Origin of the sequence: Bordetella sp. FB-8, assembly GCF_000382185.1 — a bacterium.
In the GTDB taxonomy this organism is placed as follows: Bacteria; Pseudomonadota; Gammaproteobacteria; order Burkholderiales; family Burkholderiaceae_B; genus Bordetella.
The window spans coordinates 2,135,769-2,147,996 of sequence record NZ_KB907784.1 but is presented as its reverse complement, the minus strand read 5'-3'; the positions used below and the strand labels follow the sequence as shown (position 1 = coordinate 2,147,996).

General features: G+C 63.6%; 15 protein-coding genes. 3 read left to right on the top strand and 12 right to left on the bottom strand.

All coding sequences use genetic code 11. From position 1 onward, the window contains the following. Window positions 1-26: 26 nt before the first annotated feature. From H143_RS0110295 to H143_RS0110285, 3 genes are read left to right on the top strand one after another with little or no spacing between them, the layout of a single operon-like run. Window positions 27-323 carry a FeoA family protein gene (locus H143_RS0110295; RefSeq protein WP_019938165.1) on the top strand — a complete coding sequence of 99 codons (297 nt, stop codon included), beginning with the start codon at window positions 27-29 and terminating at the stop codon, window positions 321-323. Then, entirely contained in the window at window positions 316-2,145 is a 1,830-nt protein-coding gene (locus H143_RS0110290) for a ferrous iron transporter B (RefSeq protein ID WP_019938164.1), read from the top strand. The genes H143_RS0110295 and H143_RS0110290 overlap by 8 nt, the downstream gene beginning before the upstream one ends. Beyond that, entirely contained in the window at window positions 2,142-2,456 is a 315-nt protein-coding gene (locus tag H143_RS0110285) for a DUF6587 family protein (protein WP_019938163.1), read from the top strand. The genes H143_RS0110290 and H143_RS0110285 overlap by 4 nt, the downstream gene beginning before the upstream one ends. A 63-nt stretch (window positions 2,457-2,519) precedes the next feature. Here H143_RS0110285 and H143_RS0110280 read toward each other — a convergent pair whose 3' ends face one another. The 12 genes from H143_RS0110280 to ribD form a co-directional block, all read right to left on the bottom strand. Further along, window positions 2,520-3,269, bottom strand: a complete 750-nt coding sequence (locus tag H143_RS0110280) for an alpha/beta fold hydrolase (protein WP_155803369.1) — start codon at window positions 3,267-3,269, stop codon at window positions 2,520-2,522. A 3-nt stretch (window positions 3,270-3,272) separates the two neighbouring features. Further along, entirely contained in the window at window positions 3,273-3,542 is a 270-nt protein-coding gene (locus tag H143_RS0110275) for a type II toxin-antitoxin system RelE/ParE family toxin (protein WP_019938161.1), read from the bottom strand. Further along, window positions 3,542-3,829: a CopG family ribbon-helix-helix protein gene (locus H143_RS0110270; RefSeq protein WP_019938160.1), complete on the bottom strand. Its 288-nt coding sequence runs from the start codon at window positions 3,827-3,829 to the stop codon at window positions 3,542-3,544. The genes H143_RS0110275 and H143_RS0110270 overlap by 1 nt, the downstream gene beginning before the upstream one ends. Window positions 3,830-3,978: 149 nt before the next feature. Beyond that, window positions 3,979-4,560, bottom strand: coding sequence for a carboxymuconolactone decarboxylase family protein (locus H143_RS0110265; RefSeq protein ID WP_026349916.1), 582 nt, complete (start codon window positions 4,558-4,560; stop codon window positions 3,979-3,981). 69 nt (window positions 4,561-4,629) lie between these two features. Continuing rightward, window positions 4,630-5,967: an aspartate aminotransferase family protein gene (locus tag H143_RS0110260; RefSeq protein ID WP_026349915.1), complete on the bottom strand. Its 1,338-nt coding sequence runs from the start codon at window positions 5,965-5,967 to the stop codon at window positions 4,630-4,632. A 15-nt stretch (window positions 5,968-5,982) separates the two neighbouring features. After that, window positions 5,983-7,029: a C45 family peptidase gene (locus tag H143_RS0110255; RefSeq protein WP_019938157.1), complete on the bottom strand. Its 1,047-nt coding sequence runs from the start codon at window positions 7,027-7,029 to the stop codon at window positions 5,983-5,985. Between the two features lie 16 nt (window positions 7,030-7,045). Beyond that, window positions 7,046-7,774: a glutamine ABC transporter ATP-binding protein GlnQ gene (glnQ, locus tag H143_RS0110250; RefSeq protein WP_019938156.1), complete on the bottom strand. Its 729-nt coding sequence runs from the start codon at window positions 7,772-7,774 to the stop codon at window positions 7,046-7,048. Beyond that, entirely contained in the window at window positions 7,771-8,427 is a 657-nt protein-coding gene (glnP, locus tag H143_RS0110245) for a glutamine ABC transporter permease GlnP (RefSeq protein WP_019938155.1), read from the bottom strand. Before glnP ends, glnQ begins: the two co-directional genes overlap by 4 nt. A gap of 66 nt (window positions 8,428-8,493) precedes the next feature. Further along, the gene (gene glnH / locus H143_RS0110240; RefSeq protein ID WP_019938154.1) at window positions 8,494-9,246 is read right to left on the bottom strand and encodes a glutamine ABC transporter substrate-binding protein GlnH; all 753 of its coding nucleotides are present in this window, start codon (window positions 9,244-9,246) and stop codon (window positions 8,494-8,496) included. A gap of 257 nt (window positions 9,247-9,503) precedes the next feature. Then, the gene (locus tag H143_RS0110235) at window positions 9,504-10,364 is read right to left on the bottom strand and encodes a MurR/RpiR family transcriptional regulator (protein ID WP_019938153.1); all 861 of its coding nucleotides are present in this window, start codon (window positions 10,362-10,364) and stop codon (window positions 9,504-9,506) included. Window positions 10,365-10,415: 51 nt separating this feature from the next. Continuing rightward, complete coding sequence (locus H143_RS0110230) at window positions 10,416-11,033, bottom strand: riboflavin synthase (RefSeq protein WP_019938152.1); 618 nt, start codon at window positions 11,031-11,033, stop codon at window positions 10,416-10,418. Window positions 11,034-11,071: 38 nt separating this feature from the next. Beyond that, complete coding sequence (gene ribD, locus H143_RS0110225) at window positions 11,072-12,223, bottom strand: bifunctional diaminohydroxyphosphoribosylaminopyrimidine deaminase/5-amino-6-(5-phosphoribosylamino)uracil reductase RibD (RefSeq protein ID WP_019938151.1); 1,152 nt, start codon at window positions 12,221-12,223, stop codon at window positions 11,072-11,074. Window positions 12,224-12,228 lie beyond the last annotated feature (5 nt).

Below are 12,228 nucleotides of genomic sequence, written 5' to 3'. Positions count from 1 at the left end.
AAGAAATGCTCTAACATAAAAGATAAATGTTCTCATTTCCTTTTCTTGAAACCGATATCCGGTTGTTTCCTATGCAGCATCTATCCGAGCTTCCCAGAGGAACGCGCGCGGTCGTGGATCACGTCGTGCATACGAGCGAAAAGGACGCCATCAGCCAGCGCCTGACCGACCTGGGCTTCGTTTCGGGCGAAGGCGTGCGGGTGGCGGCGTTCGGCCCGCTGGGCGCCGACCCCATCCTGGTCGTCATCGGTTCAACCCGTTTTGCATTGCGGCGCAGCGAGGCGGCGCGCGTGGTCGTCCGCGAGGTGGGCGAACATGTCTGAAGCCAGTCTGCGCATCGCGCTGGTGGGCAACCCCAACTGCGGCAAGACCGCCCTGTTCAACCTGCTGACGGGGGGCCGGCAGAAGGTCGCCAATTACGCCGGCGTTACTGTCGAGCGCAAGGAAGGCCGCTTCACCATGCCCTCGGGCAAGCTGGCCCGGATTCTGGACCTGCCGGGCACATACAGTTTCGATGCGGCCAGCCCGGATGAACAGATCACCCGCAATGTCCTGGCGGGAAACTATCCGGGAGAGGCTCGCCCGGACCTGATCGTCTTCGTTGCGGATGCGACCAACCTGCGCCTGCATCTGCGCCTCTTTCTGGAGGTGCGCCGCCTGGGCCTGCCCATGGTGCTGGCGCTGAACATGATGGACGCCGCGCGAGCGCGCGGCATCGCCATCGATGTCCAAGCCCTGTCCCGCCGCCTGGGCGTGCCGATCGCCGAAACCGTCGCAGTGCGCCGCGACGGCGCGCGGGCCTTGATCGAACGCGTCGACGTGCCAGAGCCCATCGCGCCGCCCTCGTCCGGACCGGACGGGCAGGACCTGCATGCGCAGGTGCGAGCCTTGCTGGCCGCCACCGTGCGCATGCCGCGGGCCACGTCCGCGCTGGACGATGCGCTGGACCGCTGGATGCTGCACCCTGTCTTCGGACTGGCCATTCTGGCTGGCGTCATGTTCCTGATTTTCCAGGCCGTCTATGCCGGCGGCAAGCCGCTCACCGACATGATCGGCGACGGCTTCGACTGGCTGGGCCAGGCAACTGCCGCATTCCTGCCCGACGGGCCGCTCAAGGGCTTGCTGGTCAACGGCATTTTCAGCGGGCTGGGGACCGTGCTGGGCTTCCTGCCGGAAATCCTGGTGCTCTTCTTCTTCATCCTGACCCTGGAAGAATCCGGCTATCTGCCGCGCGCGGCTTTCCTGCTGGATCGCGTGATGGTATCGGTGGGCCTGACCGGCCGCGCCTTCATTCCCCTGCTGTCCAGCTTCGCCTGCGCCATACCCAGCATCATCGGCACGCGCAGCATTCCCGATCCGCGCGACCGGCTCGTCACCATCCTGGTCGCCCCGCTGATGACCTGCTCGGCGCGCCTGCCCGTCTATGCCCTGCTCATCGGCGCCTTTGTCCCCGATCGCCTGATCCTGGGCGTCTTCAATCTGCAAGGCCTGGTGCTGTTCATCCTGTATGCGGCGGGCATCGCCGGCGCCGCGACGGTGGCCTACGCCGCCAAGCGCCTGCGCCGGGACCGGCGCGAGCACGCATTGCTGATGGAACTGCCGTCCTACCGACTGCCCAAGTTGAGCAACCTGGCCATCGGACTCTGGGAGCGCGGCTGGATATTCCTCAAGCGCCTGACCGGCGTCATTCTGGCCTTGACCGTGATCATGTGGTTCATCTCGGCCTTCCCCGGCCCGCCGGCAGGCGCCGTCGGGCCGGCCATCGGATACAGCATCGCCGGCTATCTGGGGCGCATTCTCGAGCCCGTTTTTGCTCCGCTGGGCTTTAACTGGCAGATCAGCCTGTCGCTCATACCCGCCTTCGCAGCCCGCGAGACGGCGGTCTCCGCCCTGGCGACCGTCTATAGCGTGGCGCAGGATTCCGGCCCGGGCCTGGCGACCACGCTGGCATCGAATTTCTCCACGGCCAGCGCGCTGTCGCTGATGGCATGGTTTGCGTTCGCGCCCCAGTGCATGTCCACGCTGGCGGTGATCCGGCGCGAGACCGGCTCATGGCGCAATGTGTGGATATCCTTCGCCTACATGTTCGTCGTGGCGTATGTCGCCGCGTTCCTGACGTATCGCATCGCCGGGTGGTTGCTATGAATGCGGCCGTGTCGTGGTGGCAATACGCCGTTCTGGGACTGCTCGTGCTGGCCAGCGCGGTACAGGTCATGCGCAAGATCGCGCCGCGGCTGGCCGCGCGCGGCCAGGCACGCGCCGCCGCCGCGCTGGACCGGGCGGGCCGGCCACAGCTGCTGCGCGCGGTCGGGCGCTGGATGCGCCCGCGCGAGGCGGCAGGAAACTGCGGCGACGGCTGCGGCACGTGCGGCAGCTGCACGCCGGGCGCCACGAACCACCCGGGCGATGTGCAACCCATCACGTTCCGGAAAGACCCACGGAACGGCTGCCATTGACAGGACTGCGGCGGTCACCGGACCTCCCCTGCGACCGTTGAATGTTGCGTCGGAATGGCCCCGCTACGCTTGACCTGCTGTGCAGCGCAGTCCGACTTCACGCATGAGTGCCGCGAAGGCGGCCGGATTTTCGACGCAGGATGTATGGCCTGTATCGAGAACGCGCAATGTGGCGCCAGGGATCGCTCCGGCGAGTTCCTGCGCGTGCCACAGCGTACGCGCCGCGTCGAACTTGCCGTGCACGACTATCGTGGGCAAGCCTTCGAGTCTTGCCAGGACGGGCAGGAGATCCGTTTGCAGCTGACTGCGAATGGCAGCCGACACCGCCTCCTTGCGCAGTCTGGACGGATAAAGCCTGAGCTCGTCCAGCAGCGGCTGGCCTGGCAGTTGCCGGAAACAGCGCTCCAGGAAGGACGCCCACAAGGCTGCTCCCCAGTCGTTCTCGATGCGCTTGACCAGGGATTGCGCATCGGCGTGGCCGCGAGTGTTGGCGCCGCTATTGGCTAGAAGCAGCCCGCGCACGCGAGGGCTTTCCTGCTCCAGGTCCGACAGGGCGGCAAGCACCGCCAAGGGAGTGCCGAGCGAATGACCGACAAGCACGACGCGCGGCTGATCCGAGATGGCCGACAGAATGCGCCGGGCTATCGCGTCCAGGTCGTAGGATCCGTCGTCCTCCAGCCAGGCGAGCGCTATCGCGCGCAAGCCGGATTCCTGTGCAGCCTCTTTGAACACCAGGGGGCTGCACATCGCGCCGGGCAGGCAAACGAGAGTCGGAAAGGAAGGGTCTCCGTCGCTAAGGGGAACGATGCGCATGTTTCAACATTCCAGTGCCGCATGCAGGACGTTGAGCACACGGACTACATCACCGATAACATCGTAGATCAAGATGTAGTTCGGATGCATGACCAGTTCGCGAGTACCGGCGATCCGACCAATCCGGCCGAGATTCGGATGCCCGAGCAACAGTGCAGCTTTTTCCTCGAACGACTCGTCAAGATCCAGCGCGGCAATCGGATTGTCTGCTTCGATATCGTTGTAGACGTTCTCGCGGTCCTCTATGGCCTCGGGCGTCCAGAAAAACTCCATTACTTCAATGCTTCCAGCCGGCGTCGGGTTTCAGCTCGACGCGCGGCAAATTTCGCCTCGACTTCGGCTGCGGGTATCAGCTTGCCGGCATCGGCCGAGGCCCGGGATCGGTTGACCTTGGCTTGCAGCCAGGCATCGTATTCCACCGCCTCCTGCTGACGCTTGACGTAGTCCCGCATGAAGTCGCGCAGGAGCTGTGCGCCGGAGCGATCCTGGGCTTTCGCAGCCGAGGAGAACTCGCTTTTCAGGGCTTCATCGACTCGGAACGTAAAAGTCGCCTCGCTCATGGCGTTACCCCCATGTGTTACGCAATTAGTGCAATCTAGCACGAGGCATGGGCAACACAAACCGCCCTCTAGTTCCTCGCCCACTTCCCTTGTCTGTACAAGAAAGGACTTCGTTCAGCCCTCTGCTTTCGGACTTCTCGATAAGCCGGCTAATTCAACGTGCCCTGGCCGCAGTCGGGCTCTTCGAAGGGCAATTCGGCCTGCCCTTGCGCGCGCATGCCGAAGGTGTTCAGTGTCATGGCCACGAGCGCGTAATAACCGAGCAGCCCGACCAGATTGACGACGACCGGATACCCGAAGCGCTCGGCTGCCTGCGCGTAGGTGTCATCGGAAACCCGCTTGGCCGCGTAAAGCTCGGTCGCAAAGCGAAAAATCAGTTCGTCGTCCGGATGCTCGAACACAGGCGGCGTGCCGACGCGAATCGATTGCGCCGTCGCGGCAGGCAAACCCGCCTCGAGCGCGATCGGATGGTGGATGTGCCATTCGGCCTGCGATTTCCATTGCGCTGCAGTCACCAGGATGGCCAACTCGGACAGACGCAGTGGCAGGCCCGTCTGGTAGCGGCAGAACGCACCGAGTCGCTGTGCGTGCTGGGCCAACTCCGGGCTGTGGATCCATCCGAGAAAAGGTCCGTTCAGATTGCCGCGCGGTCCGTTCAGGATCTCGCGCAGCACGCTTTGCTGCTCGCTCGTGGCGGAATCGAGGTGAAACGGTGGAAGTCTGCTGCTCATATCGGTGCTTTGGGACGGGAAGATAGGCCGAGCACACAGCCAGGCGGGAAGAAAGGTTCAGCGGGAAGGTTACAACGCGTCGAGCGACCGTAGCGCGCCATCGACCGCGTCTCCCAAACGCTCGACAATCGTCTCGATCTGCCGGTCGGTGCAAATGAACGGCGGCGCCAGCAATACATGATCGCCGTGCTGGCCGTCGACCGTTCCGCCCATCGGGTAGACCATGAGTCCGCGTTGCATCGCTTCGCGTTTGATCAGCGCATGCAGTTTCAGGTCAGGTGAAAATGGCGTCTTCTTCTCGCGATGCTGGACGAGTTCGACACCGACGAAGAGCCCCCGGCCCCGTATGTCGCCAACATGCAAGTGATCCGCGAAACGCGCGCGCAGGCTGGCGCGCAGCTGCTCTCCGCGGGCCACGACATTGGCCAGCAGATTGTCGGCGGCGATGACCCGCTGCACTTCGAGCGCCGCGGCACAGGCGGTAGCGTGACCGATATACGTATGGCCGTGCTGGAAGAACCCTGAGCCGGCGACGATGGTGCGGTAGATCTCGTCGCTTACCAGCGTCGCGCCGATCGGCTGATACCCCGCTCCCAATCCTTTGGCGATCGTCAACAGATCAGGAGCGACGCCGTCTTCCTCGCAGGCGAACAGATGACCGGTACGCCCCATGCCGGACATGATCTCGTCCAGAATCAGCAGTACGCCGTATTTGTCGCAGACAGCGCGGATTTTTCTGAAGTACTCGCGCACTGGCGGCACCGCGCCCGCCGTGGCGCCCACGACGGTTTCCGCGACGAACGCGGCGACCGATTCCGCGCCGAGTTCGAGAATCTTGCTTTCAAGCTCGTCGGCCAGCCGCTGCGCGTAGGCTTGTTCGGTTTCGTCGCTGCGCTGTTCGCGATAGGCATAACAGGGGCTGACGTGATGCGCTTCGATCAATAGTGGCAGGAACAGCTCGCGCCGCCAGGCATTGCCGCCGATCGCGAGCGCCCCCAGCGTGTTGCCGTGGTAGCTCTGGCGGCGCGCGATGAAATGGCGGCGCTCGGGCTCGCCTTTTTCGACGAAATATTGGCGGGCGAGTTTCAGCGCGCCTTCGATTGCCTCGGATCCGCCGGACGCGAAGTAGACATGGTCCAGCCCGGCCGGCGAGGTCTCGGCCAGGCGTTCGGCCAGCTCTTCCGCGACCGCCGTCGTGAAAAACGAGGTATGCGCATAAGGCAGCTGCTGCACCTGCCGCTTGATCGCGTCGATCACCCGCTGGTCGCTGTGGCCGAGGCAGGAAACCGCCGCGCCGCCGCTGGCGTCGATGTAGCGCTTGCCATCGGCGTCGATGATTTCGATACCGTCGCCGGCCACAGCCACGGGAAGGGATGCACGCGGAGCGCGATGAAATATGGTAGTCATACAGGTGTACAAAGGTTAGGAGACAGCACGCGGCTGCGTATCTTTCGTAATGAAATTCTCGAAGCAGCGCTCTCGCAGCCGATGGACTTCGAATGCCACGCCGGTCGGTCCTATCGTGAAAACGGCGCTGGCAAGCGTATTTTCATCATCGGGATCGGCAGGATCGTCGCGATAGATCGGCAAACCCGCCGGCGCCTTGTCGAACAGCACATCAAGCAGGTTAGCGCCGTTTACCTCACCGAGGGCGGGCAGCAGTCGATCGACCCGGTTCTGCCTGTCCAGGGAAGATGCAGTGACGATCTGGCGCTCTTGATCCGAACCGGAGTGCGTCATGTGATTGGCATGCCCAGACCGCAATTCGATTGGAGCCACGGAACAGCGAAGCACCGTGGCCTCGATGCTGAGCAGGCGCTCATCGCCAACGCAACCTAACGTGTGATGAAATCCGCTGGCGCGCGCATTGCCGGCCAGGACACTGTGTGCCGCACCGATGCTTCTGACATCGAGCACCGCGCGCGCAAGCACCATCCGGGGCACGCCGGCCTGCGGCTGGACGATGCGAAGATTATTGATGGTCTGGACGAGACCGGCGCGGTTGACTGCGAAGGTATGCCCCGGCAGCGAGCCCGGATAGTAGAAGGAAATGAAGCCTGGCTTTCCGGTCGGCCGGATGTCCACGAGCATGGCGTGATCGCGCAGATAGGGATCACCGTCCTCGTTGTGCGCGATGTAGCGGGTTTCCCGCGCGCGCACGGCAAGCGTGGTGCAGCCATCCGGGACGTTGTGAATCAGCTCGCCGCGGCAATTCCAGAGAAACACGTCGTCGACAGGCCAGCCCAGACCGGCCGCGATGCCTTTCAGTTCCGCCACGTATTCGGGATACGCGGCCAGCGCGGCCTGCCACAGCTGTTTGACGAAGGAATGGCCGCGCCATGGCCGCAGCGCGCGCCAGGCGCCGCGTTGGCCCATATAGTCATCCATCACGGGGCGTGCCAGAACGCCCAGTGCGTGGCCTATGTCGTGCGGCGCACCTGACAATACGGGAGGCGTAAGCGACTGCATGGACGGATAACCCGACTCAGGAGACATGTTTGAGGAAATCCTGCAGCCTCTGGGTGGGCGGATTGCCGATCAGCGCGCCGGGTTCGCCGTCCTCGACGAGGATTCCCTGATCCATGAACAGCAGGCGCGTGCCCACGCGCTTGGCGAAGCCGATTTCGTGCGTCACCACGATCATGGTCATGCCTTCCGTCGCCAGATCCTGCATGACTTTCAGAACCTCGTGCCGAAGTTCGGGATCCAGCGCGGATGTCGGCTCGTCGAACAGCATCAGTTTGGGCTTGATTGCGAGCGCTCGGGCGATGGCGACGCGCTGCTGCTGGCCGCCCGACAATTCCCACGAGTAATGGTTTGCACGGGATTCCAGCCCCACTTTCGTGAGCAGCGCCATGGCCTGATCGCGCGCCTGGGCCCGCGTCGCACCGCGAACCTGGATCGGACCGAACATCACGTTTTCGAGCGCGGTCATTTGGGGGAACAGGTTGAACTGCTGGAAGACCATGCCGGCTTCGAGCCGGATGCTGCGGATCTGATCGGCGCTGCCCTTGACGCTGAGGCCGTCCACCAGCAGTTCGCCGTCGCTGATCTTCTCGAGCGCATTGATGCAACGCAGCAGAGTCGACTTGCCCGATCCGGACGGCCCCACCACCACCACGATCTCGCCGCTGTCGATCTTGAGATCGATGTTATTGAGCACGGGCAGGTGGCCGAAACTCTTGGAGACGCCCCTGAATTCGATCATGCTCATAATATGCGCATCCTTCTTTCGACAAAGCGCAGCGCCAGGGTCATGACGCCGGTGAGAATCAGATAGATCACAGCGACCGCGGTCCATATCTCCACCGCGCGGAAATTGCCGGCGATGATCTCCTGCCCCTTGCGAGTCAGCTCCCCGACGCCGATGACGATGAACAGCGAGGTGTCCTTCAGACTTACGATGCATTGGTTGCCCAACGGCGGAATCAGGCGGCGAAACGCCAGCGGACCGACGATTTTCACGAGTACGCGTGGCATGGACAGCCCCATGGCCAGTCCCGCTTCGGTCAGGCCCTTGGGTATCGAGAGCAGCGAACCGCGGACTACCTCGGCAAGATAGGCACCCGAGTTCACCGTAATGGCAATGATCGCGGCGCTCAAGCCGTCGATCCGAATGTGCGCCAGCAAGGGCAGCGCGAAATACAGGAACATCACCTGAACCACGATCGGCGTCCCGCGAATCAGCTCGATATAGATCTGCGCGAGAATGTTCAGCACAGGCGGGCCATAGGCACGGAACACCCCCGCCAGCGTGCCGACGCAGAATCCGCCGATCAGACCCACAAACGCGATGAAGACCGTCAATTTGACGCCTGCCATCAAGTCGGGCAACGCCGTCCATATCACTGGCCAGTCAAAATTCACTCGCCACTCCTATTTGCTTTTGTTGGCAGTGCAGCGCCATGCGCCGCACTATTCTGTCGTGACGAATTACTGCTTGGGCGGCTCGCTGCCGAACCATTTCTTGTAAATGGTCGCGTAGCGTCCATCCGCCTTGAGCTTGTCGATCTCCTTATTGACGATCGGCACGAGCGGACTGCCCTTGGGGAACCCGATTCCGTAGTGATCCCCCGTGACCGGGGTGCCGGCCATCTTGACCTTGCCCTTGCCTGCCGTGTTGACGAAATAGAGCACATTGGGCGTGTCGTGCATGGCGGCATCGACCCGGCCCGCTTCGAGTGCGAGATACGCGTTGTCGATGTTCGGAAATTCGCGGATCTCCTTGGGCTTCAGATGCGCCTTGATCCAGTCGATCGTGGCCGTGCCGGTCTTGGCGGCAATGACCTTGCCGTTCAGGTCGTCCATCGACTTGATGCTCGTATTGCCGACCCGCACCATGGCAGCCAGGCCGCTGTCGTAGTAGGGCTCGGAGAAGTCGATCACTTTCTTGCGTTCGGCCGTGATGGTCATGCCGGACAAGGCGACGTCGATGTTGCGCGTCTGCAGCGCCGGGATGAGGCCGCTGAAGTCCATGGGTTGAAGCTGATATTTCCAGCCTTGATCCTTGGCGATTTGGGCCCACATATCGATGTCGAAACCGACATACTTATCGCCCTTCTTGAACTCGAAGGGCATAAAGGACGTATCGGTGCCGACGATAAGAACTCTGCTCTCGGCTTGCGCAACACCCGAACCGAGCAGCGCAGCCGCAACGATCGACAGGAAAAAGACGCGACGAATCATGTTTTCTCTCCGCAGTAATGAGTAGGGTCCCCGGCAGGCATCCCGGGCCATGCGACCGACTACGGGCGTTACCGCAACACGCGGTGTTTTATGTCGCCCAAACAACAACAAATGTTGTTGATGCGAATACTACGGCAACAGAGAGAATCGTCAATAGGTGTTGTTGCCATATTTTCAATAGCAACAACGTTTGTTTCAAAAATGGATTTGGGCGCCCACCTCAGCCAGGAACGGATCGGATCCTGGGAAAACTGAGGTCAGGCTGAGTACGCGCCGTTGGCGTGCAGCGCCGCCTCGGCGTCTTCGATCCGTTTGACAGCCGCCTTGCCTTCTAGCGCGAGAAGATGCGCCACCAGCATCTCCGCGACCGCTGACGCAGCGACGAGCGAGGGAAAAAAGGACGGCGAATCGTGCGAAAAGAGCAGCACCTGATCGGCATTGAGCGCAATCGGAGAAACCGCGCTGTCGGTAATGGCGATCAATGGCGCACCGCGGGCGACGCTCTCTTGCGCCACCCGAACAGCCTCGATCGAATACGGTGCGAAGCTGATCACGACCGTCGCATGCCGCTTCTCGATGCCGCGCACCTGCATCTCGAGCGTGCCGGCCTCGCCCGTTATCAGGCTGATGGACGAGCGAAACAGGCGATACCCGTAGGTGATGCCGAACGCCACCGGGTAACAGGAGCGAAAGCCGGCCACGTGCACGTGCTCGGCCTTGCGCAGCACTTTGGCGGCCTCGACGACGCGTTCCGCGTTGCTGGCCGTCACGGCCTCCAGGTTTTGCACCTGGGATAGCGCGAGCTCTCGGCTGAGGTGATTGTCGGCCCCGCCTTTGACGAGCGAGCGCGCCTTGTTGCCCAGCGTGGGCGGACGGGTTCGAAGCCGGCCCACGAAGATCTCGCGCAGCTCGTTCCAGCCCGGGAATCCGAGGCTCTGCGCCAATCGGACCAATGCGGCAGGCTGCACGCCCGCGCGCTCGGCCACCTTGCGCATTGACAGCACGGCGACCTCGTCGGGGTTGTCCAGGAGAAATCCGGCGCCGACCTGGAGCTGCGGGCTGATCTGCGGAAATTTCTCGCGTATGGTCGCCACCAGCGCTTCGTAGTTTGCTGTCACGCTATTGCCTCGACTATGCGGTTCGCGCGTTTGTTGCCTGGATACGAAGCCTTAACGCTGCGTCGACAGCATGCGCTCCACATAGCGCGCAATGGTGTCGATCTCGATGTTGACCTTGTCGCCCGCGCCCACGTTGCGCAACGTGGTGACCTGCTGCGTGTGCGGGATGATGTTGATGCTGATCTCGCAGCCGGTTTCGTCGTCGCGCACGCGATTGACCGTAAGACTGATGCCGTTGACGGTGACCGAGCCCTTGTAGGCCAGGTAGCGCGCCAGCGTCCTGGGAATGCGGACGACGAGCTCGCGCGACTCGCCCACGGCGTCGAAACTCACGATGTCGCCCAGACCGTCCACGTGGCCCGACACCAGATGGCCGCCGATCTGGTCGCCTACGCAGAGCGACTTTTCCAGGTTCACTTCGCCGGCGCGGTCCAGCCCCACGGTGCGGCGCAGGCTTTCCTGAGAGACGTCGACTTCGAACTGTCCCGGCGCGGGCAGGGATATCACCGTCATGCAGGCGCCCTGCACCGCGATCGAGTCGCCCAGGCCCACATTGCCCAGGTTCAGGCCGCCCGCGTCTATTTTCAGGCGCACGCCTGCCTGCTCGCCACCGGGCAGCGGCTGGACGTCGACGATGCGGCCCACTGCCGCGACAAGACCGGTAAACATGATGGAATGTCCTTCAAATCAGAGGATGGATCAATCGCTCAAGCCGGCGGCGGCGCGGCGTCCAGCCCCGACCGCAGCGCCTGCCAGCGCTGCGCAGCGCGCGCGCGCAGCCGCACGTCGTCGCCGACGCGCAGCGTCTCGATGAATTCGAAGCGTTGCGCCGCGTCCAGGCTTTCGAGCTCGGGCAGACACACCATGCCTGCAGCGTCGCCCAGCAGCACCGGCGCCAGGTAGGCCAGAAGCTCGTCGACGCAGCCGGCCCGCAGCAACGCGCCGGACAGGCCGGCGCCGCTTTCGACATGCACTTCGTTGGTCTCGTGCTCGCCCAGCCAGCGCATCATGCCAGGCAAATCGACCCGCAATGGTTCTGCGCCAGGCATCGATATGGTCTTTACATTCTTGCGCGCCAGGCGCTCGGCCTTGGCCGGATCGGCCTTGGCCGTGAACACCAGCACCTCGGTTCCGTCGAACAGGCGCGCGTCCTCGGGGATGACGAAGCGTCCGTCGACCACGGCCTTGCGCGGCTGGCGCGGCGTGTCCACGTCGCGCACATTGAGCCGGGGATCGTCGGCCAGCACGGTGCCCATGCCGGTCAGCACCACGCAACTGCGCGCGCGCCAGCGATGGCCGTCGGCGCGCGCCTCGCGGCCGGTGATCCATTGGGACACGCCGTTATGCAGGGCGCTGCGGCCATCGAGCGAGGCCGCCAGCTTGAGCCAGGTCCAGGGTGTGCCGCGCCGCATGCGGGCCACGAAACCCGGGTTGAGCGCCAGGGCTTCGTCCAGGCACAGCCCCACCTCGACCGCGATGCCGGCCGCGCGCAGCCTGGCCAGGCCTGCGCCATTGACCCGGGGATTGGGATCGCCCATGGCGACCACCACGCGGGCGGGCCGCGCGGCCAGAAGCGCATCCACGCAGGGCGGCGTGCGGCCGTGATGGCTGCACGGCTCCAGCGTGACGTAGACCGTCGCTCCTTCGGCCGAGTGGCCGTGGGCCTGGGCGTTGCGCAGCGCGACGATCTCGGCGTGCGGGCCGCCCGGCGGCTGGGTGGCGCCCTCGCCCAGCACCCGGCCGTCGCGCACGATCACGCAACCGACCCGAGGGTTGGGCGAGGTGGTATAGAGCACGCCATGCGCCAGATCGAGCGCTCGGCGCATGTGGGCGAGGTCTTGCGGCAAGGGATCGGCCATATTGA

Coding starts and splice junctions, on each gene's coding strand:
- H143_RS0110295 (WP_019938165.1), top strand. CDS start 27: ATGTTCTCATTTCCTTTTCTTGAAACCGATATCCGGTTGTTTCCTATG.
- H143_RS0110290 (WP_019938164.1), top strand. CDS start 316: ATGTCTGAAGCCAGTCTGCGCATCGCGCTGGTGGGCAACCCCAACTGC.
- H143_RS0110285 (WP_019938163.1), top strand. CDS start 2,142: ATGAATGCGGCCGTGTCGTGGTGGCAATACGCCGTTCTGGGACTGCTC.
- H143_RS0110280 (WP_155803369.1), bottom strand. CDS start 3,269: ATGCGCATCGTTCCCCTTAGCGACGGAGACCCTTCCTTTCCGACTCTC.
- H143_RS0110275 (WP_019938161.1), bottom strand. CDS start 3,542: ATGGAGTTTTTCTGGACGCCCGAGGCCATAGAGGACCGCGAGAACGTC.
- H143_RS0110270 (WP_019938160.1), bottom strand. CDS start 3,829: ATGAGCGAGGCGACTTTTACGTTCCGAGTCGATGAAGCCCTGAAAAGC.
- H143_RS0110265 (WP_026349916.1), bottom strand. CDS start 4,560: ATGAGCAGCAGACTTCCACCGTTTCACCTCGATTCCGCCACGAGCGAG.
- H143_RS0110260 (WP_026349915.1), bottom strand. CDS start 5,967: ATGACTACCATATTTCATCGCGCTCCGCGTGCATCCCTTCCCGTGGCT.
- H143_RS0110255 (WP_019938157.1), bottom strand. CDS start 7,029: ATGCAGTCGCTTACGCCTCCCGTATTGTCAGGTGCGCCGCACGACATA.
- glnQ (WP_019938156.1), bottom strand. CDS start 7,774: ATGAGCATGATCGAATTCAGGGGCGTCTCCAAGAGTTTCGGCCACCTG.
- glnH (WP_019938154.1), bottom strand. CDS start 9,246: ATGATTCGTCGCGTCTTTTTCCTGTCGATCGTTGCGGCTGCGCTGCTC.
- H143_RS0110230 (WP_019938152.1), bottom strand. CDS start 11,033: ATGTTTACCGGTCTTGTCGCGGCAGTGGGCCGCATCGTCGACGTCCAG.
- ribD (WP_019938151.1), bottom strand. CDS start 12,223: ATGGCCGATCCCTTGCCGCAAGACCTCGCCCACATGCGCCGAGCGCTC.